Origin of the sequence: Paenibacillus lycopersici (genome assembly GCF_010119935.1) — a bacterium.
Taxonomy (GTDB): Bacteria; Bacillota; Bacilli; order Paenibacillales; family Paenibacillaceae; genus Paenibacillus_Z; species Paenibacillus_Z lycopersici.
The window spans coordinates 929,514-952,287 of sequence record NZ_CP048209.1 but is presented as its reverse complement, the minus strand read 5'-3'; the positions used below and the strand labels follow the sequence as shown (position 1 = coordinate 952,287).

Sequence of the window (22,774 nt, the reverse complement as noted above, 5' to 3'; positions counted from 1 at the left end):
GAAAGGAGGTGAAAACAAAAAATGACAAAGCTTCTTAAGAACAAAACAGCGGCAGTTCTCGTTTTTGCAATGATCGTTTCCGTATTCATGCCGATCATCGCTTTTGCAGCGACTATCAATGCTAAATTCGATAGCTCTACAAATACGATTACAGGCTCGGTGTATTTGACGGATGAAGAGTATGGCGCCTTGAACGGTAACACGATTACGATCGGTGTTTATCACGAAGACGGCACTTACTCGACTGTAACGGCTACTTACTCCGGTAAAGACGGTATTTTCAACTTTGATCCGATCACGATCACAGAGAATACATACCTCGGTTACCCGGATGACAGCAGCGTAGTTACGGATCTTTACACTTACACTGCTCCGGTATACGGCGGCGGCGGGTACTTCCCACCGGCTAACGTAATCAATGCTGACGGAACTGTTAACCGCGATGCTCTTATCAACTTGTTCAATGCAAATGCAGACGCTACGATTCATTCCACATCTGACGTCGTTCTGCTGCCTGCTGATGCCCTGATCAAAGGGAAGTCCCTGACCATCGTTTTGGAAGATGGAACTTCCATCACCCTGCCAATCGCTGCGTTGAAACTGGAAGAACTCGCTAAATCCCTCGGGGTTGAGCTGAAGGACCTGGTGATCCGCGTCGAGTTGAAAAAAGTAACTGGCGATGCTGCTGACAAAATCGGCGCTGCCGCTACTGCAGTTGGTGGTAAACAGGTTGCTCCTGCCGTCGACTTCAAAGTCGTAGCAGTTGCAGGTGACAAAGAACAAGCCATTACGACATTCGGACAGTACGTATCCCGTACGATCCCTCTGAATGAAGTTGCTGCTGATACGTCTGGTCTTGTAGGCGTTTTGTACAACCCAGTAACAGGTGAGTTTAGCTTCGTGCCAACTACCTTCGCTACTGAGAACGACAAAACGATGGCAACCCTGAAACGTAACGGCAACAGCATCTACACTGTAATCCAAGCAAAAGCCGTATCCTTCGCGGATCTGGCTGGCAACTGGGCACAGAAAGATGTTGAAGCTCTCGCGAGCAAGTTGATCGTTAAAGGTACGTCCGCTACTAAGTTCGAACCTAAACGTAACATCACTCGCGCCGAGTTTGCAGCTTTGGTCGTTCGCGCACTTGGACTTGAAGTATCCGGTACGACTTCGAAATTCAAAGACGTCGCTTCCGACAAGTGGTACGCTGCTACGATCGCTACGGCGGTTAACGCAGGTCTGATCACGGGTTATGAAGACGGTACTTTCAAACCAAACGCGAACATCACTCGTAAAGAGCTGGCAGCTATCGTCACTCGCGCTATCACATTCGCGGGTAAAGATGTCACGCTGACGGATGAGCAAATCTCCGCAGCACTGGCAAACTTTAAAGACGCTGGCAGCCTCGGCTGGGCGAAAGGCGAAGTTGCAGTTGCAGTAAGCGAAGGTATCGTTAATGGCCAAACGGCTACTACGGTAGCAGGTAACGCTAACGCGAACCGCGCTGAAGCAGCTACAATGATCGCTCGTTTCCTCGGCAACGTTGGTTTCGTTAAATAATCTCGGATTATGAAACGTTCCAAAGCTCGAAAAAGCCTCCACTTCGGTGGAGGCTTTTTTATATTCCAGCCTTTAAGCGCTTACCCAGCAATCTCTACTCCCCCTCGATCTATCGCATCACGCGCTTACTTCCACGCCGCTGCTACTGCTTCTCGCCGCCGATATCCACGGCATAAGCGGCAAGCGCCGCACGCCAATGGCGTAATTCCTTCAATCCTCTGCGCCGGATTTCGCCGTGATCGAGTACGGAGTAAGCCGGCCGCTGAGCCAGCCGCGGAAAATCCGCCGTCGTGCAGGGCACAAGCTTCACGTCTGTCAACCCGCTCTCGAATAGAATCGCTTGCGCGAACTGATGCCAGGAGCATGCTCCGCTGCCGGTAGCATGATAAATCCCATATCCGTCCGTCTGCACCAGCTGGATGAGAAACTCCGCCAAGTCTCGCGTATACGTCGGCGAGCCGATCTGATCCGCGACGACTTGAAATTCCTTACGCTCGCGCGCCAGATCTCGGATGGTATGGACGAAATTGCGTCCGTATTTGCCGTACACCCATGATGTCCGAACGATGAACACCTTGCCTCCCACCGCAAGCGCCTCCTGCTCGCCGACCAGCTTGGATTTGCCGTATACGGTGCGCGGCTTCGTCTCGTCGCTCTCCTTGTACGGCTCGAAAGCCGTTCCTTCGAATACGTAATCGGTGCTGATGTACACCAGCTTCGCTCCGAACTCGCGTGCCGCCAGCGCGATATTGCGCGTGCCCTCGGCGTTAATGCGGAAGGCCGCGTCGGCATCCGACTCCGCCTTGTCGACATTGGTATAGGCCGCGCAATGGATGACGGCATCCGCCTGATAACGTTTGACGGCCTCGCGGCAGCTCTGCAGGCTCGTGACGTCCAGACCGCTGCGGCCAAAGCCGAGCATCTGGACGCCCATTTTCCACAGTCCTGGGAGCATAACCAGCTCTCGGCCGAGCTGGCCGTCTGCTCCCGTTACAATGATACGCATCGGTCTCGTTGTCATGATTCATCGCGCTCCTTGTCGCCGGCTGCAGCGGCGTCATTCATGCTGCGATATGCACCGGTCTCGATTCGTTTCATCCATTCCGCGTTGGCCACATACCATTCAATTGTGGCGCGAATGCCGCGCTCGTAGGGAAACTCGGGCTTCCAGCCCAATTCCGTGCGGATCTTGTCTGCATCGATCGCATATCTGCGGTCATGCCCCGGACGGTCGCGCACATGCGCTATCAACGATGCCGGTTTGCCGAGCGCCTCCAGAATCGTCGTCACGACCTGCGTATTCGTCCGTTCGTTGCGACCGCCGATATTGTAGACCTCGCCTGCTTTGCCGTGATGAAGCACCAGATCGATTGCGCTGCAGTGATCTGCGACGTAAAGCCAGTCGCGCACGTTCAAGCCGTCGCCATACAGCGGAAGCGGCTTATCCTGCAGCGCATGGGAGATCATGAGCGGAATCAGCTTCTCCGGGAACTGATACGGTCCGTAATTATTGGAACAGCGCGTAATATTGACGTCCATGCCGTAAGTCTCGTGATAAGCCCGTGCCAGCAAGTCTGCCGACGCCTTGCTGGCGGAATACGGACTGTTCGGCGCGAGCGGCGACGACTCGGTGAAGAGCCCGGCTGGGCCAAGCGTGCCGTACACTTCATCGGTCGAGATCTGCACGAACTTCCCGACGCCGTACGTCTTCGCCAGCTCCAGCAACGTATGCGCGCCGACAACGTTCGTCGTTACGAAGATGTCCGGCTGGCTAATGCTGCGATCGACATGGGATTCCGCGGCGAAATTGATCACGGCATCCAGCCCCGCTTGAAACAACGGTTCCATGGCGGCCCTGTCCCGGATATCGCCGCGCACGAATCGGTAATTCCCGTTCCCCTGCTCTGTAAGCCCGTCGAGGTTCGTTATATTCCCTGCATAGGTTAACGCGTCGACGTTCAAGATGTCATAGGACGGATGTTTGCCGCGCATGTAATGCACGAAATTGCTGCCGATGAAGCCTGCTCCGCCTGTAATCAGAATTTTCATGCTGTCATCACCCCGACTAAGTAAAATTCATCTCCGCATTGCGAAGCAGCGGATGCTTGGCATCCTTCGCCGACAGCACCGACGGCGCAAGCGGCCACACGATGCCGATGTCCGGATCGTTCCAGGCTATCCCGCGATCGTGAGGCTGCGAGTAATACGCATCGACTTTATAGAGCACTTCCGTATTGGCCGCAAGCGTGATGAAGCCATGCGCGAAGCCTTGCGGTACGAGCAGCTGCTTCTTGTTGCCTGCAGACAGCTCGAATCCCTCCCAACGGCCGAACGTCGGCGAACCGCGACGAATGTCGACGACAACGTCGAAGATCGATCCCGCCACGACCCGAACCAGCTTCGCCTGCGCATGCGGCTCCAGTTGATAGTGCATGCCGCGAAGCGTACCGGGCATAACGGACAGCGAGTGGTTATCCTGAACGAAGAGATGCGGGATTCCGTTCCGCAGCCATCGCTCGCGGTTGTAGCTCTCCATAAAAAAGCCGCGTTCATCCTCGTAACAGCTTGGTTCAATCACTTTAATACCGGGCAGTCCCGTATCCCTTGCAATCACATGGCGTCCCCCCTCTACCCTTCATAGTTATCTATATTCCGAGAGGCGCCACTTTGCTTCGTCCACCGCCCAGATTGTTCTGTATGGGAACATCCATAATTGATCATGCTAGTGGATGTTGCTTTTTCAGAGGGCAAGCCTGCGCTCAAATGAAGAAGGAAGATCCATGATACCTGTTCCCAATTGGAAGTCGGATCGCGTAAGAGGAGCGATTGTCGTCGTTCCTATTCCGGAGCAGCGCGTTTCGTTCCGGGAAATTACGGGTATGAATAGGGCGAAGCTAATCCTTGCCGGATTCGGGAAGGATCGCCGACTTTACAAACATTTATGTTGATTTATTGGACAGGAACAGGGATAATGGAAGTGAAGAACGATACATAAATTTAGGAGGTTTTTGACCAATGGCACATCAACTGCCCGCTTTGCCTTACGCAAACAATGCTCTTGAACCGCATATCGACGAAACGACGATGATGATTCACCACGACCGTCATCATAACACTTACGTAACGAACCTGAACGCCGCTCTGGAATCCGCTCCCGAGCTGCAAAACAAATCGGTTGAAGACCTGATCGCCGATCTGAACAGCGTTCCGGAAGCAATCCGCACGGCTGTCCGCAACAACGGCGGCGGCCACGCGAACCATTCCCTCTTCTGGGAAACGATCGGTCCTAACGCCGGCGGCCAGCCTACTGGCGCACTGGCTGACGCAATCGCGAACGAGCTGGGCGGCTTCGAGCAATTCAAAGCCGATTTCGCGAAAGCGGCAACGACGCGTTTCGGCAGCGGCTGGGCATTCCTGGCGCTGACGAAAGACGGCAAATTGAAAGTATACAGCCTGCCGAACCAAGACAGCCCGATCATGGAAGGCGAAACGCCTTTGCTCGGCCTGGACGTTTGGGAGCACGCGTACTACCTGAAATACCAAAACAAACGCCCTGACTACATCGCAGCGTTCTGGAACGTTGTGAACTGGGCTGAAGTTGGCAAGCGTTACGATGCTGCCAAATAAGCAAGCCAAGAGGACCTTCGCACTTCGGTGCGGAGGTCTTTTTTAGTTAGCAGCCTACGGGATAGGTGCGGATGGCAAAATGGGCTCATGTGCTCTAACGGCGATTCCCCGCCTATGTGTGTCTATATACCTAACATAAATTTCTATCTGTTGATTGTAAAAAACAAATTCCTCCATTTTTCGCGAATTTCATGTTATAATACCTTACATATAATGGTTATCGCGAATTGGGGGATGTCATATGTTTGATTGGCTCGGTTTTCGGAAGGGTCTGCCGCTCTGGTGGTCGTACAAGCTTAACGCCGAGACGGAATCGGATGTCGCGGAAATCTTCGAAAGCATTGCGGATACGCGAATGGAACTGCTTCAGGCGTGGACGGCGGAATACTGGAGCCATCTCGAGCGGCTGCAGGCGCAGCTAGCCGAACGCAACGCTCGCGATCAGCGCGACGAGCCCTTCCTGGAGCAAATGTTTGCGGAGACGCGTGCACGCGCCGTGGATTTCTCCGAAATCTTCCTGCTGGACGGTGAGGGCAAGGTCGTATGCTCGACGGACAATCGGAGCCGCGGCGAACATTACGGATCGGCGGACAGCCCGATCGCTCCCGGACTAACCTACGCCAGGGGCGTCGCGGAAGGACGCAAATGCCTGTTCGGGCCGTACGCCGATCCGTGGACGCTCAAGCTCGGACCGAGCACCTCTGCGTTCCACGACAAAATGACGCTTCTCTTCATCTCCCCCATTGTCCAGGACGGCGAATGGCAGGGGGCGCTCTGCGGCCGCGTGCCGAACGACGTGATCGGCGACTTAATTCAGCGAGAGTCCGGCCATGTCTATCCCGACTCCGGCGATAACTATCTCTTCATGGCGAAGCCGGGGCTGCTCGCGGACATCGCGCCGGGTACCGCCCTGTCGCGCAGCCGGTTCGAGGACCGCACGTTCACCCATGGCGAGAATTTGAAGGACGGCGTCTCTACGGACTGGGGCAGCGTTACGGTCAAGGAGCATACGGAGCTGGAACTGATCTTCACCGATCCGGCAACGGGCCTGCTGCATCCCGGCGTCGCGAACACGATCCGGAACGGCAGCAACCTGTTCGTCGGGTTCCCCGGCTACTCGGATTATCGCCATATTCCCGTCATCGGCAAAGGCGTCACCTTCCAGCTTCCGCATTGCCCCGACGTATGGGGAATGATGTGCGAAGGCGATCTGGAAGAGGTGTATCGCATCCGCAGCATCCGTGTTGCGCAGTTCAAACGCTCGCTTGGCTGGCTGGCCGCTCTCGGTATCATCGGCGGTATCCTGGCTTGGCTATTGATCGCGAATGCGCTCCCCGCGATCGGTGCCGCAGCGATCGTCGGCTGCGCCAATCTGCTGCTCGGGCTAACCATGGTCTGGTCGCTCGACCGCCGGGGCAGCCGGGAAACCGCCCGTCAGATGCGGCGGCTCAATCAATTTATCCGAATCAATGCGGAAGGCAAGGGCGACCTGACGCAGCGGCTCGATACGGCGTCGTTCGCGAACGACGAAACGCGGGAGCTGGCCAAATGGATCAACAATATGATCGATTCCCTGGAAGGCGTCATGCTTCAAGTGAAGCTGGCCTCGGCGGACGTGCTGACCAACCAAAGGGTGCTGCTCGAAACGACAGGCGCCACTGCAGGCACGACCGAAAGGGTGAGCGGCAAAATCAACGCGATGATCCGCAGCACCCGCAGCCAGCTGAAGGACATCGACGCCGCGAAGGACGCTGCGGGCGAGATGCGGGAAACGCTGCTGCTGCTGGAAGGCAGGGCCTCGGCGAATATCGGCGTCGCGCGGGGCGAGCTGGTACGCATCGAGGAGAAAATGGCTCAAATCGCGGATCGCGTGGCGGAGACGAATCGTTCCATCGAAGCGTTCATGGCCACGACGAACGATATCCGGGGCGTGCTGGGCGTCATCGAGGAAATATCGGCTCAGACGCATTTGCTCGCGCTGAATGCTTCCATCGAAGCGGCCCGCGTCGGCGAGCAGGGCCGCGGGTTCGCCGTCGTCGCCGCGGAAATCAAGAAGCTCGCGGATTCCACGCGTCAATCGACGGGTGAGGTGCACGGCATCGTCGGGCAGATCTATGCGAACGGACAGCGGGCTACCGCGATGATGGCCGAAGGCACGCGGGTCGTTACGGAAGGCACGGCGCTCGTAGCCACGGCTGCGGAGATACTGCGTAATGCGCACGAGGACGAGTCGTTAAAGTCGCAAGTCGTCGAAGAGGTCGTGGCCGTCATGGAGAAAATCGCGCTCGTAAGCAAGCAGAACCGCGGCATCTCCACGGAGGTGGAAGGCAACATGCAGGAGCTGCTTGGCGACTTCATGCATGTCCGCCGCAGCTCCAGCCAGGTAGAGGCGATATCGGCGTTCCTGCAGCAGCTCGTCGGGCAGTTCACGTTGAGCGAAGCGCGCCGAAGGTAACGGCCGGCAGCGCGTGGCGGCGGGTCGCATAGCCGAACGCAAAGCAAGAACTCGCCAGAAGCGCCTTGATAGCACGCTCCAGGATGGAAGAACCGATAGAACCGTTATGCAGGAAGCGCGCATAACGGTTTTTTTGGCATGACGCAGGGCTGTCCGGAGTGCCAGAGCGGGCGAAAAGCATACACCGGATAGGCTCTTGCCGCATAGACTGACACCGAGATATTCACCCATCCTTGCTGTGCGAAAAGGAGACCGTTTCATGAAATACAAATATTATTACGTGCAAGGCGCGCCCGAGGGATACTTCAATCGGTTAAAAGATTGCAATTGCGGCGGCCCGCGCGGCATGCTCCCAGGGCTGCCCGGCGGGCCGGGCGGCCCCGGAGGTCCTGGAGGCTCCGGCTTCCCTGGCGGCCCTGGAGGTCCAGGCTTCCCTGGCGGCCCTGGAGGTCCCGGCTTCCCTGGCGGCCCCGGAGGCCCCGGCTTCCCTGGCGGCCCTGGAGGTCCAGGCTTCCCTGGCGGCCCTGGAGGTCCAGGCTTCCCTGGCGGCCCCGGAGGCCCCGGCATGTTCCCGCCTCCGCCTCCACCCGGACCGTTCCCGCCATTTCCGGGTCCCGGACCGTTCCCGCTTCCAATTCCGCTGCCGATTCCGATTCCCGGGCCGTTCCCGCCTAACTTCGGATTCGTCACGGTTGTCATCAACGGCGGCAACTTCTATCCGTGGATAACGAATTCTTACTCGGTCCGGCACTTCCCGGGCATGAATATCGGCCAGGCGCTGGCATCGACGGGCGTTGTCCGGTTCAACGTCAACGGACGCATTATTTCGGTGAACGGCATCGTCATCGCAGGCAACGTGGAAGTCATCCTCCGTCTCAACGGACGGCCGATCCCGCAAACGCTGTTGAATCTGCCGATCCAGAGCCGCGATGTCGTCGGCCTGGAAGTCTTCGTTCGCGTGCTGCGCGGCAACGAATGGGGTTCCGACCAGCTGTCCGGAATCCTAGAGAACAATTTCGAAGAGCTGCAGCGTCTGGAAGAGGAAGATCAGCAATAACAGCGCGCAGATCGCGACCGAAGCATTCGGCGGCAACGAACGCGCCAAGAGCCCGCCAACCGGCGGGCTCTTCGCTTGCATGGCTATCGCGAGCCGGCTTCTTCCTTGATCGCCTTCAGCCGCTTCATGACGTCATTCGCTCCCCGGCCGAAATAATCATGCAGCAGCATGTACTCGGCGTACAGCTTATCATAGACTGCGACGTTCGCCGGGATCGGCCGGAACGTCTCCTCGCGGACGCGCGCCATGGCGGCCGCGGCGTCCACGATGCCGTCGTAGCCGCCCTTCGCCGCGCCGGCCGCTACGGCGCCGAACATCGCGGCGCCAAGCGCAGTCGTCTGCTTCGAGGCCGCGACCTTGATCTCGCGGTTCGTCACGTCCGCATAGATCTGCATCAGCAGACGGTTCTTCTGCGGCAGGCCGCCGCAGGCGTACAGCTCGTCCACTGCCAAGCCGCCGCGAAGGAAGGCTTCGATAATTTTGCGCGTGCCGAAAGCCGTCGCCTCGAGCAGCGCGCGGTATACCTCCTGCGGCTTCGTCAGCAGCGTCAAGCCGAGGATCGTCCCGGTCAAATTCGCATCGGCAAGCACGGAGCGGTTGCCGTTCCACCAATCCAGCGCCAGCAGCCCGGACTCGCCGGCTTTCAGCCCGGAAGCGCGCTTCTCCAGCCACTCATGCACGTTCAAGCCTTCGTCCCGCGCCGCTTCCGCGACATAGGCCGGTACCGCTTCGTCGACGTACCAGGCAAAAATATCGCCCACGGCGGCCTGGCCCGCCTCATACCCGTAATACCCCGGAACGATGCCGTCCTCCACGACGCCGCATAGGCCTTCGATCGGCTTCTCCTCGGCGCCGAGAAGCATATGACAAACCGAGGTGCCCATCGTCATGACCAGCCTGCCCGGCGTCACGACGCCGACGGCCGGCACCGCCGCATGCGCGTCCACGTTGCCGACGGCGATCGCCGTGCCGGCCGCAAGGCCCATCCGCGCCGCCATGTCCGGCGTCAGCTCGCCGGCTTTGGTGCCGAGCGGCAGCACGTCGCCGCGCAGCTTCGTTGCCGCCATATCCGCCAGCCGCGGATCGAGCGCTCCCAGAAACTCGCGGCTCGGGTAGCCTTCCTGCCTGTGCCAGGCGGCTTTGTACCCCGCCGAGCAGCTATTGCGCACGATAACGCCCGTCATCTGGGCGACGGTCCAATCCGCCGCCTCGACGAATTGATCGGCCGCGTCGTAGATGTCCGGCGCCTCGTTCAGAATCTGCCACGCTTTCGCGAGCATCCATTCGGAGGAGAGCTTGCCGCCGTAACGGGCGAGGAACCGTTCGCCGCGCGCCGCCGCGATCTCGTTGATCCGATCCGCTTCCGCCTGCGCCGCGTGGTGTTTCCACAGCTTCACCCAGCTGTGCGGGTTCGCTTGGAACGCAGGGTCGAAGCAGAGCGGCCGTCCCGCCTTGTCCACCGGCAGCATCGTGCAGGCCGTAAAATCGATGCCGAGGCCGATAACCTCGGCCGGATCGATGCCCGACGCCCGGACGACGGCCGGCACGGACCGCTCCAGCACCTCGATATAGTCGCGCGGATGCTGCAAGGCCCAGTCGTGCTCCAGTTTCAACCCCGTTTCGGGCAAACGCTCGTCGATGACATGATGGCGGTAAGGCGTAACATGCTCCGCAGCTTCGGTACCGTCGGACAAGCGGACAAGCACCGCGCGCCCCGATTCCGTACCGAAATCCACGCCGATTGCATACTTCTGCGTCATATGCTGGCTCCTTCCAATCATGAACTGACTCCGATTATGCGAAACTTCGCGATCCATGCGTCGAATTCCTCTTTCGACAGCCGGCCGCAGCCGCAAACCAGGCTTCGAAACCGCAGAAGCAAATAAAAGATGCCACGCGAAAAAGCCGTTCATCGGAGCGGAACCCCCGTGAACGGCTGGCCTTACATCTATAGACATCTGAGAAGATTTGTAATGGATCGCGGACAGCCGCCCCTTCATATGATTAAAGGCAAGCTAACCGACCTTGACGACGAAAGCTGCCGTGACGACGCGGCCGCTCCGCTGGAATTGCCCCCATATCTTGTACAAGCCCGAATCCGGAAACGCCGTATGGAACATCGCCGTCGGACCGCCCGACCCGCCCATGGCATGCACGTGCAGATAGTGCTTCGCATCGGCATCCAGGATGACGACATGCCCCGCGGCGCCCAAGTACGGCTGCAGGTCGCTTATCGGTTTGCCCGTTGCTTGATCGGCGAAAGCAAACGTCAGCTCGGCCGGTTTGCCGGCCTTCGGAGGCTGATTGAACGTCAAGCCGACCGTCATCCCTTCCACCGTATGCGTCAGCTCCTTGTCCGGCGCCAATGCCGGTTCCGCTTGGCGCATTCCGGCGGTTTCGCCGCCTGCCTCCACCCAGGTGCTCCGCCATTGCTGGCTGCCGTCGCGCGCCACGTAATCGGCGATCAGCTCATATCGCCCGGCCGACGGGAACGATACCGGTACCTCGAAGACGCCCGGCTCCGCGGTCTCCTCGGGGTGCGCATGCATGAACGTCGACAGCCCCTGACTGACGATGATCAGATGCAGCTTCTTCTCGTGATTGACCTGCAGCTTCGCATCCGGCTTGCCGTCCGGATCCGTAATCGTGATGCGCAGCGTTCCGGTGTCTCCGGCTGCCGGGATACCGCCCGGCCATGCCCATTCCGCGCCCGAGGCCTCTTCGGTCTCAGCCGACATGCTCTCGCCCATGTTCACCGAGCCGCCGCGTTCACCCCCGGGCTCGCCGGCCTCTTCCGCCATATCCATGCGCTCATCCGCCGCTTCGGCTAGTCTGCCGTCCTGCGTCGTCTCCGACGCAACGCCATGCTTGTGCGGCTTGTCCGTCTCCGCGACCGACGCCGGCAATCCGCGCTCAGCGTAGCCGCTCATCCAATACCCGAGCGCCACGCCCAGCGCCACAAGCACGACCGCCATATAGAGCGCCCGCTTGATCTTCCGTAGTTGTCTTCTCCTATGCAACGCAAGCATCCTCGCCTTCTTCCGGCGAGGATGCGGTGAATGCCGTGCTGCCTCGCCGGCTTATTCCTGTTTCAAACGTTCGATCATGTACCGGCGCACGTCGTCGGACAAGTCCGCGCGGCGCAGCGCCAAATCGATCGTGGCCTGCACGAAGCCGAATTTATCCCCCACGTCGTAACGCTGTCCCTCGAAGCGGAAAGCGCTGATCGGGCGCGTCAAATTAAGCTGCTGCAGGCTGTCCGTGAGCTGGATTTCCCCGCCTTTGCCGGGCTTGGCGTTCTCCAGCAGCTCGAAAATCGCCGGCTCCAGCACATACCTGCCGACGATCGCCAGATTGGAAGGCGCCTCGCCAAGCGCAGGCTTCTCCACGAGCCCGCGCAAGCGCCCGTCCCCAGTGTCCCCCAGATCGACGATCCCGTACTTGTCCGTCTGGTCCCACGGCACTTCCATCACGCCGACGACGGACGACTGGCGCTCCTCGTAGAGCTCGATCATCTGCGCCAGCGCAGCCCGTTTGCCCTGCAAAATATCGTCGCCGAGCAGTACGGCGAACGGCTCGTCCCCGACGAAGCGGCGCGCGCACAAGACGGCATGGCCGAGTCCGAGCGGGGCTCCCTGCCGAAGGTAGACGATTTCCGCCATATGCGAGATGCTCCGGACCAGCTCCAGCATTTCCGCCTTGCCGCTCGCTTCAAGCTCCGCCTCCAATTCGTAGGACTTGTCGAAATGATCCTCGATCGCCCGCTTGTTGCGTCCCGTTACGATCATGATGCTCTCGATGCCGGAAGCGACCGCTTCCTCGACGATATACTGAATAGCCGGCTTGTCGATGATCGGCAGCATTTCTTTCGGCTGTGCTTTCGTCGCCGGAAGGAAACGCGTGCCGAGCCCTCCTGCCGGTATGATGGCCTTGCGAACCCGTTTCTGTGTCATAGCTGCAGTTATCCTCTTTTCTTTTTTTGCCAAAATGGCAGGTTTTATACGGCGTATGCGACAAAAGCGAATAACGCGCCTCAATAACTCAGTCCGATCGACTGGCGATTGTACAGCGGATCCGTTAACGACTTCAGCAGAAAATGCGCCGTGTCCGCCCGCGAGATTCGTCCTTTGCCCGCTGGAACGCCATGCCTCGCTTCCAGGTACATCCCTTTCAATTTCCGGCCCGCAAGCTGCATCGGTCTGGCAATCGTCCACTCCAAGCCGCTGGCCTTCAGCGCCTCGGCGGCACGGCGGTGATCCGCAAGCACATGCCGCAGCAGCTTCTGGGCGAGGAAGCCGGAGAAGCCGGGAATTTCTTGCTCGATGCCCGCGGAAGCCAGATAGACAATCCGGGGGACGCCATGACGCTTCATGCCTGCGATGATGCGTTCCGCCGTCTCCGAGAGCAGCGTCGTACGCCCCAATCCTTTCGTGCCGATACAGGAAATGACCGCATCCTGGCCGGCAATGGCCGCAGCCGCCGCTTCGCCGTTGCGAGCGTCGCCTTGCGCGATACGGAGGGCAGCCTGAACGGTATCCAGGCGATGCGGCGACCGCACGAACGCCGTTACGTCATGTCCCTGCTCTAATGCCTGCTGGACGACCTGACGTCCCGTTCTGCCGCCGGCGCCGAACACCACGATCTTCATTCCAGCCGCCCCCGTTTCGATATGAATCTAACGTAACATGAACGATGCCGAGTGACAATAACAGCAGGAATAACGAATTCAATACCGCTTGACATTTTTCCTTATTTATAATAATTTTAATTTAGAATTCATTATTAATAGATACTTGTTTCATGTCCCAATAGGAAGGTTAAGGAGAGGAAGGGAAGGCATCATGGAAAATATGATCATTGTAGGTACAGGCCCTGCCGGCTTGACGGCAGCCATTTATCTTGCTCGCGCAGGCTACGGCCCGCTTGTGCTTGAAGGTCCGCAGCCTGGCGGCCAATTGACGACGACGACGGAAGTGGAGAACTTCCCCGGCTTTCCGGAAGGCGTGCTCGGCTCCGAGCTGATGGCGAACATGCGCACGCAAGCCGAGCGCTTCGGCGCCCGTTTCCAGACGGGCTGGGTGCAGGCCGCCGACCTGTCCGAGCGTCCGTTCAAGCTGACGCTTGAGAACGGCAGCGTACTTACGGCAGGCGCCGTGATTATTTCGACGGGCGCTTCGGCAAAATATATGGGTATCCCTGGCGAGCGCGATAACGTCGGTCGCGGCGTAAGCACCTGCGCGACCTGCGACGGCTTCTTCTTCCGCGGGAAGAAAATTATCGTCGTTGGCGGCGGCGACTCGGCCATGGAAGAAGCCGGGTTCCTGACCCGCTTCGCTTCCGAGGTGCGTCTCGTTCATCGCCGCGAAGAAATGCGCGCTTCCAAAATCATGCAGGACCGGGCCCGCGCGAACGAGAAGATCGCATGGAGCCTGAACGTGACGCCGATTGAAGTGGCAGCGGACGAGCAAGGCGTACAAGGTCTGCGGGTTCGCGACAACGCGACCGGCGAAGAGCTGCTGCTGGAAGCCGACGGCATATTCGTCGCCATCGGCCACACGCCGAACACGTCGTTCCTCGGCGGCCAGGTGACGACGGACGAGCTCGGCTACGTCGTCGTACAGCCGGGCACTTCCAGAACGAACATCCCGGGCGTCTACGCTTGCGGCGATGTGCAGGATCGTCAATACCGCCAGGCGATCACGGCCGCTGGCAGCGGCTGCATGGCGGCACTCGATTGCGAGCATGATTTCGAAGCCTGGCAGGCGCAGCGATCGCAAGCCGTAGAAGCGTGAGCCCTGCGGAGGCGATCGTCTGCCGGAAGAAGCATAAGCGGCTGAAGAGCAAGTAATCTATCTTATTACGAGGGAGATGCCATTCATGACGACAAAGAATCTGCAAGCGATTTTGAACAAGCAAATTTCGACCTGGAGCGTCCTTTATGTCAAGCTGCACAACTACCACTGGTACGTCAAAGGCAATCAATTCTTCACGCTGCACGTGAAATTCCAAGAGCTCTACGAAGAAGCGACGCTGCATGTCGACGACATCGCCGAGCGCCTGCTCGCCATCGGCGGATCCCCTTACGCCACGATGTCCGAATACTTGGAGCACTCCGTCGTGAAGGAAGCGACGCGCACGGAAACCGCCACCGAGATGGTCGACACCTTGATCTCGGACTTCTCGAACGTTGCCGGCGAGCTGAAGGACGGCATGTCGGCCGCGGCCGAAACCGGCGACGAAACGACGGGCGACCTGCTGCTGGCCATTCACAAATCGCTCGAGAAGCATCTCTGGATGCTTAAAGCGTTCAACGGCCGCTAATTCGTCGTTCGCGCAGCAAGCGTGGAGCGAGATACGACTTCACGGCTTTAACTACACAACAGGCGTGGGGCGGCTTGGTGGCGCAAAAGCGCTCCGTCCCTGCCTGTTCAGCAAGAAGACCGCCTCGCAGCGAATGCTGCAAGGCGGTCTTCTTGCGTCTGGCTCGTTTGCTGCTGGCTCGTTTGCTGCAGGTTCGTTTGCTATTGATTCGTTTGCTTCTGGCTCGTTTTCTATTTGTTCGTTTGCTTCTGGCTCGTTTTCTATTTGTTCGTTTGCTACAAGCCCGCTTGCGGCTGACGCAACTGCCCGCACGCAACTAACCGTAATAGAACCGCTGCCGGAACTGGCGCGGCGAGATGCCTTCCGTCCGCGTGAAGCAGGAGGTGAAGTAAGCAGCCTGATTAAAACCCACTTCCTCCGCGATCCGGGCGACGGCGAGATCGGTCTGAAGAAGCAGCAGCTTCGCCTGCTCGATGCGGTGATGCATCAAATATTCCATCGGCGCGCAGCCGTAGCTCCGCTGCATGCAGCGGGCGATATAGACCGGGTGGAAGTTGAGCCGTTCCCCCAGCTCCTGCGCGGTAATCGGTTCCCGGTAATGCTTGCGCAAGTATTCCGCCGCCAACGCCGCGCAAACCGCGGCCGGCGTCGATTCCTCCTTCGCCATGGAAGCGGACAGCTCCCGCAGCACGTCTTGGAATACCACCTGCTGGCTCCATTTGGCGCTGCCGGAATAGAAGTGCTGGTTGAGCTGGATGAGCTGCTCGAACAGCTCGTCCATTTTGGACGGATGCAGGAGCTTCACGAACTGCGGCACCTGTATTTGAAACGTATGCGTCGAATACGACCACATGGCCTGCGTGCGCTTCTCGTCGTACGGCTCCAGTCCGTGACGCGGAAGCTCATCGTCCGTCACGGTCCAGCTTCCCGTCGTCTGAAAATGCAGCCAGTAGTACGAGGTGCGTTCCTTGCAGCCCTGCGTCCCGTAATGAGAGGTATCCGGACGGAGAATCAACGCGCAGCCCGGCTCCACGTTGAACGTCTGCTCCTCCTCCCCCATGTACAGGCAGCCTTCGCGCACGACCAGCAGATCGAACACGCCGATGTTCCTTCGGCTTACATGTCTTCGGCCGGGCTCGTACGTCACCGGCCCGCAAAGCATGTAATGCGGCATCGGAGGCACCGTGAATTGCAGCCTGCTCATGCCAATCCCTCCTTTTCGCTCCGGCGCTCCCCTGCCGCTCGGAGACGGTCAAATCCCGTCGGTTCGGAGCGGCACCCTGAGCCAGGTACGAAGTTGCATATTTGAAAGTTTCGGTTGTTACCATCATACACCCGGGCTTGTATTCCCATTATAATTTGAAATTGTACTGAGCGCACTACCGCGCTCCGCGCCGGCGTCATAGGCCGCCGCGACGAGATGACTACTTTGGGAGGCAGCACTGCAGATGGGCGCAACCGCAACAGGAAGAACCGGACTCCGTTCGTATTCCTTATGGTCATTGTCTTGGCCGATATTCATTGAACTGTTTCTCGCCACGCTGCTCGGCACCGTGGATACGTTAATGGTAAGCAAAGTTTCCGATGACGCGGTCGCGGTCGTCGGCCTGTCCAATCAGCTCTTCAACGGATTGAACACCTTGTTCATGACGATCACCGGCGGCGCGGGCATTCTCGTCGCGCAGAAGCTGGGATCGAAGAAGCCCGAGGAAGCCCGCACGATCGGCATCCTCGCGGCGAAAGTGACCGGCTGCATCGGCCTTGGGATCAGCGCGCTGCTCTTCCTGCTGCCGGACCCGATCTCGCGGCTCATTCAGATGCCGGAGGAGCTGCTCCCGCTGGGACGGATCTATATTTCCACTGCGGGCCTCGGGCTCGCTCCCTTCGCGCTGGCTGTCGCGTTCAGCACCGTCATTCGCAACACGGGCAATACGCGCGGCCCGATGCTGACGGCGGTCGGCATCAATTTCCTGCATGTGGTGCTCAACTACGGATTTATTTACGGGGCGTACGGATTTCCCAAGATGGGGCTGCACGGCGTCGCGATCTCGACGCTTTCCTGCCGTATCGCGATGATGCTCATTCTCGCTTACATGTTCGTCAACGCCTTCGAGCGCAAGGTTGGAATCGCAGATATTCGGCTGCGCGATCGCAAGCTCTTCAAAGAGATGCTCCGCATCGGCTGGCCGCTCGGCGTCAATTCGTCCTGCTGGATGTTATCGCAAATGGTTATTTTCATGTTCCTGGCCACCCTCGGCGCCAAGGAGCTGGCGACACGAACCTATATGAACACGCTGGAATCGTTCTGCTTCATGCTGGGCTTCGCCATCGCCATGGCGGTACAGATTCAGATTGCCCACCATTTCGGCGCTAAGAACTGGACGGAAGCCTATAAAGGAGCTTACAAAGCGCTGTTCATCGGCCTTGCCGTCGTCATCTTCAACGCGGGACTGCTCGTTCTCACGGGCAAATGGTTTCTCGGCTTCTTCACGGACGATGCCGACATCATGCGGATGGGCATCTCCCTGCTGGCGCTGAACATGCTGCTGCAGCCAGGCAAAATGATGAACATGGGCTTCAACTCCGGACTGAACGCGATCGGCGACACCCGGTTTCCGATGGTGACGTCCCTGTTCTCCATGTGGATCGTGGCGGTCGGCCTGTCCTATTATTTCGGCCTTCACCTGGGCGGAGGGCTTGTGGCGATCTACTGCTGCATGATCGCCGACGAATACGTGCGCGGCTTCCTCGCTTTCTTTCGCTGGCGGCAGCGGAAAGCGCTGAAGCGCGCGGAACAGGCAGCGCTGAAGCAGGCTACGCCTGCCATCGCCCATGCGCACGGCGAATCGCAGACGGGAACAGCAGCCGCTTCGGCGACGGCAGCTGCAGCGACGGCGGCGAAGCCTGCCCGGCCCGTGAACGCATAGGCTCGAGTTCGCCAATAACAGCGATACTCTGCCCGCTGTATGCCACGTACATGCCACTGCATGTCGCTGTACGCCACGAGCATGCCACTGGACGTCACTCATACCACTGCATGTCACTCATGCCGCTGGACGTCGCTCATACCACTGCACGTCACAGCATGCCGCAGTAAACCCGATGCGGCGGCATTGCCGGCCTCCATCGCCGCTGCGCATGCACCCTTGTTCACCCGTCGGCACGCATCACCCGCCCGCCGCAGCTCAAAAAGCCGTCGTGCTGCATCAGCATCGACGGCTCTTCTCCATCATTTCATATCCCTACCGTTATTGCTTCTTGTTCGCCGCGATCTGCTCCGCAAGCTCGTTCAAGTACGTCCAGCGGTCCATCAGCTCTTCCAGCTTCGTCTCCAGCTGCGCCTGCTCCGCAAGCAGCTCCTGCAGCGTAACGGAGTCGCTGCCGGCCGCCTCCATCCGCTCCTGCACCTTCTGCAGCGCCGTCTCGGCCTTCTCGATGTCGGCATCGATCGTATCGAATTCCTTCTGTTCCTTATACGACATCTTCGTCGGCTTGGCCGGTTCGGCGGCCGCTTCCGGCTTGGCCGGCGCCGCTGCCGAAGCGGATCTGCGCTCGGCCGCCTCGCCCGATGACGAGCGAACGCCGTGCGCCGCCGCATAGGCTTGGTAATCCGTGAAATTGCCGACATGCTGCTCGATCGCGCCGTCGCCCTCGAACGCGAAGATGCGCTCCGCGATCCGGTCCAGGAAGTACCGGTCATGGGACACCGTGAAGACGACGCCGGGAAAATCGTCCAAATAGTCTTCCAGCACGGTCAGCGTCATAATGTCCAGATCGTTCGTCGGCTCATCCAGCAGCAGCACGTTCGGCGCTTCCATCAAGACGCGCAGCAGCTGCAAGCGCCGCTTCTCGCCGCCCGAGAGCTTCGCGATCAGCGTCCATTGCTGCGCTGGCGGGAACAAGAACCGCTCCAGCATCTGGCCCGCGGTAATCGTCGAGCCGTCCGCCGTCGTCACCTGCTCCGCGCTCTCGCGGATGTAATCGATGACGCGCAGCGTCTCGTCCATCTCCTCGCGCTCCTGCGAGAACACGCCGAGCTTGACCGTCGGCCCGAGCGTGACGGTACCGGCATCCGGCTCCAGCTTGCCGGCGATCAGCTTCAACAGCGTCGACTTGCCGAGGCCGTTGCGGCCGACGATGCCGACACGGTCTTCCGGCACCGCGATGTAGCTGAACCCGTCGATGACGACGCGCCCTTCGAACGACTTGCGCACGTTGTCGAGCTCGAGAATTTTCTTCCCGAGCCGAGACGAAGCGACGGACATCTCCAGCTTGCCCGCGGCCCGCTCCGGCGCTTGCCCGCTCAGCGCTTCGAACCGCTGGATGCGCGCCTGCTGCTTGGTCGATCGCGCCTGCGCCCCGCGCCGCATCCAGGCAAGCTCATTGCGCAGCAGGTTTTGGCGCTTCGCTTCCGAAGCCGCTTCCCGCTCCTCGCGATCCAGCTTCAGCTCCAGGAAGCGGCTGTAGTTCGCGGTGTAGAAGTACGCCCGGCCTCTGTCGAGCTCCAGCGTTCGATTGCTGACGCGGTCGAGGAAGTACCGGTCATGCGTAATCATGAGCAGCGCGCCTTTGCGCTTCTGCAGCATCCCCTCCAGCCAAGCGACGGATTCGTTGTCGATATGGTTGGTCGGCTCGTCCAGCAGCAGCACGTCGGCCGGCTGGATAAGCGCCGCCGCCATCGCGACGCGCTTGCGCTGCCCGCCGGAGAGAATGCCGAGCTTGGCGTCGAAATTCACGATGCCGAGCTTCGTGAGCGCGATCTTGGCATCGCTCTCGATGCCCCAGGCGTCCAATTCGTCCATCCGCTGATTGGCGCGGACGAGACGCTCCTGCAGCCCCGCGTCGCCGGGCTTCAGCTCCAGATCTCGCAGCGCGCCCGCGTAAGCGCGCACCGCCTGCATCTGGGCGGAATCGCCGCCGAGCACATGCTCGAGCACCGTCTCCTCGGGGTCGAACTGCGGATCCTGCGACAGCATGCGCACCGTCGTGCCGCCGGCGACGAGGATCGAGCCCGAATCCGGGGGCTCCAAACCCGCGACGACGCGCAGAAACGTCGACTTGCCGGTACCGTTGACACCGATAATGCCGATTTTGTCGCCCGTCTCCACGCCGAACATGACGTCCTGAAAAAGCACTTTCTCGCCGTAATTCTTCGAAATATGGTCAATCGTCAATACGTGCATAATTGCTCCCGCCTAACTGAAATAGTCGCCTGACGCCCCGCCCTCTAAGTGCCGCGGAGGCGTTCCGTCTTCATCAGACGCGATCTTCATCGTCCGACCATGCCTGATAAATTCGCCGGAATAAAACAACAGCCGCCGCCACGGGGGCGGCGACAGCCGGTTCACCTCGAAATCCAAGCGATGCCGATGAACCTTGCGCCTGGATTTCTTCGGAATGAAACGCGCTGCCCGCCTATTGGATCAAGCCTGCCGTTTCACCCTGACTATTTAACTTTAAACGAAGCCTACGCGCGGATCAAATCTTTCTTTGCAAACTCGTTCATCGCTTGCTCCGCGCGGATCGCGATCGACGCCATCGTGCGGACCGCTTCCAGCGGATATTTCCCTGCAGCCGTCTCGCCGGACAGCATGACCGCGTCCGTGCCGTCCCATACCGCATTGGCGACGTCGCACGCTTCGGCGCGGGTCGGACGCGGATTGCTTTGCATCGATTCCAGCATTTGCGTCGCCGTGACGACGAATTTGCCGGCGCGGTTGCATGATTGAATCATTTGCTTCTGCGCGACCGGCACGTCCTCGATCGGAATTTCGACGCCGAGATCGCCGCGCGCCACCATGATGCCGTCGGACGCTTCCACGATCGCTTCCAGCTCGTCGAGGCCTTCCTGGTTCTCGATTTTGGACATGACTTGAATGTGGCCCGCGCCATTCGCGGCCAGCATCGCTTTCACTTCATGCACGTCTTCCGCGCGGCGCACGAACGACATCGCGATGATTTCCACGTTGTGCTGTATGCCGAAGGCGATGTGCAGCTTGTCGCGCTCCGTAACGCCCGGCAGGCTCGTACGGATGCCCGGCAGGTTGACGCCTTTGCGGGATTTAATGACGCCGCCGTTCTGGATGAGGCAGACGACGTCGGTTCCTTCGATACGAACGACTTCAAGCTCGATCAAGCCGTCGTCGATCATGATGCGCGAACCGACTTTCACGTCGGCGGCCAAGTTGTACGAAACCGAGATGCGTTTCTCTGTGCCCGGGATTTGCTCCGTCGTCAGCGTCAGGAACTCGCCGGCAACCAACAGATAGGAAGGCTCTTGCAGCACGCCCGTGCGAATTTCCGGTCCTTTGATATCAAGCATGATGGATACGGGCAAATTCAATTTCTTCGCGGCCGCGCGCACCAGCTCGAGGCGCTGCTTGTGGTCGTCAAGCTCTCCGTGCGCCAAATTCAGCCTTGCTATATTCATGCCGGCAAGCAGCATCTGTTCCAGCATTTCCGGTGACATGCACGCAGGTCCCATCGTACAAACGATCGATGTCTTTTTCATTACGCTCACTCCTTGGTTGCTAGTTTTCAGCTCTCTTTTCATTGTAAACCGAACAATTGCAGGAGCGCGATGAACTATAGTACAGTAGTTGTAAAATAGTACGACGATGAGAAACGGAGGCATGCGCGATGTTCGACATTTTCGAAATCCGCCAGGAGCGCGGCGTCCTCGGGAGCGAGCAGAAAGCCTTGGGCAGCGACAGCCTCGCGCTGATCTGGGTCCGCTTCGGCCAGACGAGCTACCGCGTCGCCGGCCAGACGATGCAGCTGCGCAAGAACGATCTGCTGCTCATCCCGTCGGGCCTCCAGGCCGCCGAGCTGCAAGGCGCCGGCAGCATCCGCGAAAGCGTCGTCGTCCGCTTCAGCCCGGCCGACTCCGCGACGGTGCGTCTGCTGCCCATTCTCGCGCGGCGCGCGCCGCTGCGCTGGGTGACGCATATGCCGGAGCTGCTGCTCGAGAAGCTGCTCTACATTGTCGATCAGTGGTCGGCCCGAGACCGCTACTTCTCGATCATGTGCGCCGCGCTGCTCACCGAGCTGATGGTGACCATCAGCCGGGAGTACGACGAGGGCGAGAAGGCGCCGTCCTCCATCCACCACATCGAGGTCATGAAGCGCTACATCGACAACCACTACCGCGGCAAAATCACCAAGCTCGAGCTCGGCGCCTGCATCGGCGTCAGCCCCAACTACGCCGCTTCCCTGTTCCGCAAAGTGACGGGCATGACGATCAGCGATTACGTGCACCGCCGGCGAATGAAAACCGCGCTCTATATGCTCCGCCACTCGCAGCTGACCGTGCAGGACATTTCGGAGCATCTCGGGTACAGCGATCCGTCGTATTTCAACCGAATTTTCAAACGGATCACAGGGAAGCTGCCTTCGGACGCGATCGCAGAACGCTCGGACCGGGAGTGAGGATCAAGGGAAGTGACAGGCGAAGGTGGTTGTTCCGCGGACTCGTTCATGATCGCGCGAAAGCGCCTTACACAGGGATAAGCTTCGCGAGAACCCATGACGCCTATTGCCTATTAGCGCCAGCGGTCGAGACTAGAACATTTGTAAAAAGAATCGGCAGCCATGCAGCGACTGGACTACGAAAGTGAGCCATCATCCAACGCAAGAGGGGGCTGGGCGTGGCTGGGCGCACCTCTTGCGCTGGATTCGCCGAAATTGCGGCGATGTAGTGCACCGGGTGCACCGAATTCCAGCCCTCGGGAAGGATTTCCCGGGGTTTCTCCGCC

Annotated in this window: 19 protein-coding genes; 9 read left to right on the top strand and 10 right to left on the bottom strand. The window is 59.4% G+C overall.

Features of this window, described 5'->3' with window-relative positions; genetic code table 11:
• Window positions 1-21 precede the first annotated feature (21 nt).
• Window positions 22-1,560, top strand: a complete 1,539-nt coding sequence (locus GXP70_RS04245) for an S-layer homology domain-containing protein (protein ID WP_162355322.1) — start codon at window positions 22-24, stop codon at window positions 1,558-1,560.
• A 142-nt stretch (window positions 1,561-1,702) separates the two neighbouring features.
• Here the strand turns inward: GXP70_RS04245 and rfbD are convergent, their stop codons facing one another.
• Genes rfbD through rfbC form a run of 3 tightly spaced genes read right to left on the bottom strand, consistent with a single transcriptional unit; the run spans window position 1,703 to window position 4,174 of the window.
• On the bottom strand, window positions 1,703-2,581 hold the full coding sequence (gene rfbD / locus GXP70_RS04240) for a dTDP-4-dehydrorhamnose reductase (RefSeq protein WP_318652402.1): 879 nt from the start codon (window positions 2,579-2,581) through the stop codon (window positions 1,703-1,705).
• Window positions 2,578-3,609 (bottom strand): dTDP-glucose 4,6-dehydratase, encoded by a 1,032-nt coding sequence (gene rfbB / locus GXP70_RS04235; protein ID WP_162355321.1) that lies wholly within the window; start codon window positions 3,607-3,609, stop codon window positions 2,578-2,580. Before rfbB ends, rfbD begins: the two co-directional genes overlap by 4 nt.
• A 16-nt stretch (window positions 3,610-3,625) precedes the next feature.
• Window positions 3,626-4,174, bottom strand: a complete 549-nt coding sequence (rfbC, locus tag GXP70_RS04230) for a dTDP-4-dehydrorhamnose 3,5-epimerase (protein WP_162355320.1) — start codon at window positions 4,172-4,174, stop codon at window positions 3,626-3,628.
• Between the two features lie 401 nt (window positions 4,175-4,575).
• Between rfbC and GXP70_RS04225 the strand changes: the two genes are divergently transcribed.
• The 3 genes from GXP70_RS04225 (at window position 4,576) to GXP70_RS29495 (ending at window position 8,699) form a co-directional block, all read left to right on the top strand.
• A complete protein-coding gene (locus GXP70_RS04225) occupies window positions 4,576-5,187 on the top strand; it encodes a superoxide dismutase (RefSeq protein ID WP_162355319.1) in 612 nt (203 codons plus the stop codon).
• A 241-nt stretch (window positions 5,188-5,428) separates the two neighbouring features.
• The gene (locus GXP70_RS04220; RefSeq protein ID WP_162355318.1) at window positions 5,429-7,642 is read left to right on the top strand and encodes a methyl-accepting chemotaxis protein; all 2,214 of its coding nucleotides are present in this window, start codon (window positions 5,429-5,431) and stop codon (window positions 7,640-7,642) included.
• Between the two features lie 565 nt (window positions 7,643-8,207).
• Window positions 8,208-8,699: a hypothetical protein gene (locus GXP70_RS29495; RefSeq protein WP_192043414.1), complete on the top strand. Its 492-nt coding sequence runs from the start codon at window positions 8,208-8,210 to the stop codon at window positions 8,697-8,699.
• Window positions 8,700-8,782: 83 nt separating this feature from the next.
• Here the strand turns inward: GXP70_RS29495 and GXP70_RS04205 are convergent, their stop codons facing one another.
• The 4 genes from GXP70_RS04205 to GXP70_RS04190 form a co-directional block, all read right to left on the bottom strand.
• Complete coding sequence (locus GXP70_RS04205; protein WP_162355316.1) at window positions 8,783-10,459, bottom strand: ribulokinase; 1,677 nt, start codon at window positions 10,457-10,459, stop codon at window positions 8,783-8,785.
• A gap of 255 nt (window positions 10,460-10,714) precedes the next feature.
• Window positions 10,715-11,719 (bottom strand): hypothetical protein, encoded by a 1,005-nt coding sequence (locus tag GXP70_RS04200; RefSeq protein ID WP_162355315.1) that lies wholly within the window; start codon window positions 11,717-11,719, stop codon window positions 10,715-10,717.
• Window positions 11,720-11,779: 60 nt separating this feature from the next.
• Window positions 11,780-12,652 (bottom strand): UTP--glucose-1-phosphate uridylyltransferase GalU, encoded by an 873-nt coding sequence (gene galU, locus GXP70_RS04195; RefSeq protein WP_162355314.1) that lies wholly within the window; start codon window positions 12,650-12,652, stop codon window positions 11,780-11,782.
• 80 nt (window positions 12,653-12,732) lie between these two features.
• Window positions 12,733-13,347 carry an NAD(P)-dependent oxidoreductase gene (locus tag GXP70_RS04190; RefSeq protein WP_162355313.1) on the bottom strand — a complete coding sequence of 205 codons (615 nt, stop codon included), beginning with the start codon at window positions 13,345-13,347 and terminating at the stop codon, window positions 12,733-12,735.
• 193 nt (window positions 13,348-13,540) lie between these two features.
• On the opposite strand from GXP70_RS04190, the gene trxB reads away from it, so the two are divergent.
• From trxB to GXP70_RS04175, 3 genes are all read left to right on the top strand, one after another.
• A complete protein-coding gene (trxB, locus tag GXP70_RS04185) occupies window positions 13,541-14,491 on the top strand; it encodes a thioredoxin-disulfide reductase (RefSeq protein ID WP_162355312.1) in 951 nt (316 codons plus the stop codon).
• A 76-nt stretch (window positions 14,492-14,567) separates the two neighbouring features.
• Window positions 14,568-15,020 carry a Dps family protein gene (locus GXP70_RS04180; RefSeq protein ID WP_162355311.1) on the top strand — a complete coding sequence of 151 codons (453 nt, stop codon included), beginning with the start codon at window positions 14,568-14,570 and terminating at the stop codon, window positions 15,018-15,020.
• A 74-nt stretch (window positions 15,021-15,094) separates the two neighbouring features.
• Window positions 15,095-15,340 carry a hypothetical protein gene (locus GXP70_RS04175; protein ID WP_162355310.1) on the top strand — a complete coding sequence of 82 codons (246 nt, stop codon included), beginning with the start codon at window positions 15,095-15,097 and terminating at the stop codon, window positions 15,338-15,340.
• Here the strand turns inward: GXP70_RS04175 and GXP70_RS04170 are convergent.
• A complete protein-coding gene (locus GXP70_RS04170) occupies window positions 15,337-16,224 on the bottom strand; it encodes an AraC family transcriptional regulator (RefSeq protein ID WP_162355309.1) in 888 nt (295 codons plus the stop codon). The genes GXP70_RS04175 and GXP70_RS04170 overlap by 4 nt on opposite strands.
• A gap of 244 nt (window positions 16,225-16,468) precedes the next feature.
• Here GXP70_RS04170 and GXP70_RS04165 point away from each other — a divergent pair, with 244 nt between their 5' ends.
• On the top strand, window positions 16,469-17,947 hold the full coding sequence (locus GXP70_RS04165) for an MATE family efflux transporter (RefSeq protein ID WP_162355308.1): 1,479 nt from the start codon (window positions 16,469-16,471) through the stop codon (window positions 17,945-17,947).
• Between the two features lie 321 nt (window positions 17,948-18,268).
• On the opposite strand, the gene GXP70_RS04160 is transcribed toward GXP70_RS04165, so the two are convergent.
• Window positions 18,269-20,203: an ABC-F family ATP-binding cassette domain-containing protein gene (locus GXP70_RS04160; protein ID WP_162355307.1), complete on the bottom strand. Its 1,935-nt coding sequence runs from the start codon at window positions 20,201-20,203 to the stop codon at window positions 18,269-18,271.
• 284 nt (window positions 20,204-20,487) lie between these two features.
• Complete coding sequence (gene pyk, locus GXP70_RS04155; RefSeq protein ID WP_162355306.1) at window positions 20,488-21,531, bottom strand: pyruvate kinase; 1,044 nt, start codon at window positions 21,529-21,531, stop codon at window positions 20,488-20,490.
• 128 nt (window positions 21,532-21,659) lie between these two features.
• On the opposite strand from pyk, the gene GXP70_RS04150 reads away from it, so the two are divergent.
• Complete coding sequence (locus GXP70_RS04150) at window positions 21,660-22,448, top strand: helix-turn-helix transcriptional regulator (RefSeq protein WP_162355305.1); 789 nt, start codon at window positions 21,660-21,662, stop codon at window positions 22,446-22,448.
• Window positions 22,449-22,774 lie beyond the last annotated feature (326 nt).

Bases quoted from the DNA above. Each gene is read 5' to 3' on its own strand.
- GXP70_RS04245 (WP_162355322.1), top strand. From the start codon at position 22: ATGACAAAGCTTCTTAAGAACAAAACAGCGGCAGTTCTCGTTTTTGCA.
- rfbD (WP_318652402.1), bottom strand. From the start codon at position 2,581: ATGACAACGAGACCGATGCGTATCATTGTAACGGGAGCAGACGGCCAG.
- rfbB (WP_162355321.1), bottom strand. From the start codon at position 3,609: ATGAAAATTCTGATTACAGGCGGAGCAGGCTTCATCGGCAGCAATTTC.
- GXP70_RS04225 (WP_162355319.1), top strand. From the start codon at position 4,576: ATGGCACATCAACTGCCCGCTTTGCCTTACGCAAACAATGCTCTTGAA.
- GXP70_RS04220 (WP_162355318.1), top strand. From the start codon at position 5,429: ATGTTTGATTGGCTCGGTTTTCGGAAGGGTCTGCCGCTCTGGTGGTCG.
- GXP70_RS29495 (WP_192043414.1), top strand. From the start codon at position 8,208: ATGTTCCCGCCTCCGCCTCCACCCGGACCGTTCCCGCCATTTCCGGGT.
- GXP70_RS04205 (WP_162355316.1), bottom strand. From the start codon at position 10,459: ATGACGCAGAAGTATGCAATCGGCGTGGATTTCGGTACGGAATCGGGG.
- galU (WP_162355314.1), bottom strand. From the start codon at position 12,652: ATGACACAGAAACGGGTTCGCAAGGCCATCATACCGGCAGGAGGGCTC.
- GXP70_RS04190 (WP_162355313.1), bottom strand. From the start codon at position 13,347: ATGAAGATCGTGGTGTTCGGCGCCGGCGGCAGAACGGGACGTCAGGTC.
- trxB (WP_162355312.1), top strand. From the start codon at position 13,541: ATGGAAAATATGATCATTGTAGGTACAGGCCCTGCCGGCTTGACGGCA.
- GXP70_RS04180 (WP_162355311.1), top strand. From the start codon at position 14,568: ATGCCATTCATGACGACAAAGAATCTGCAAGCGATTTTGAACAAGCAA.
- GXP70_RS04170 (WP_162355309.1), bottom strand. From the start codon at position 16,224: ATGAGCAGGCTGCAATTCACGGTGCCTCCGATGCCGCATTACATGCTT.
- GXP70_RS04165 (WP_162355308.1), top strand. From the start codon at position 16,469: ATGGGCGCAACCGCAACAGGAAGAACCGGACTCCGTTCGTATTCCTTA.
- GXP70_RS04160 (WP_162355307.1), bottom strand. From the start codon at position 20,203: ATGCACGTATTGACGATTGACCATATTTCGAAGAATTACGGCGAGAAA.
- pyk (WP_162355306.1), bottom strand. From the start codon at position 21,531: ATGAAAAAGACATCGATCGTTTGTACGATGGGACCTGCGTGCATGTCA.
- GXP70_RS04150 (WP_162355305.1), top strand. From the start codon at position 21,660: ATGTTCGACATTTTCGAAATCCGCCAGGAGCGCGGCGTCCTCGGGAGC.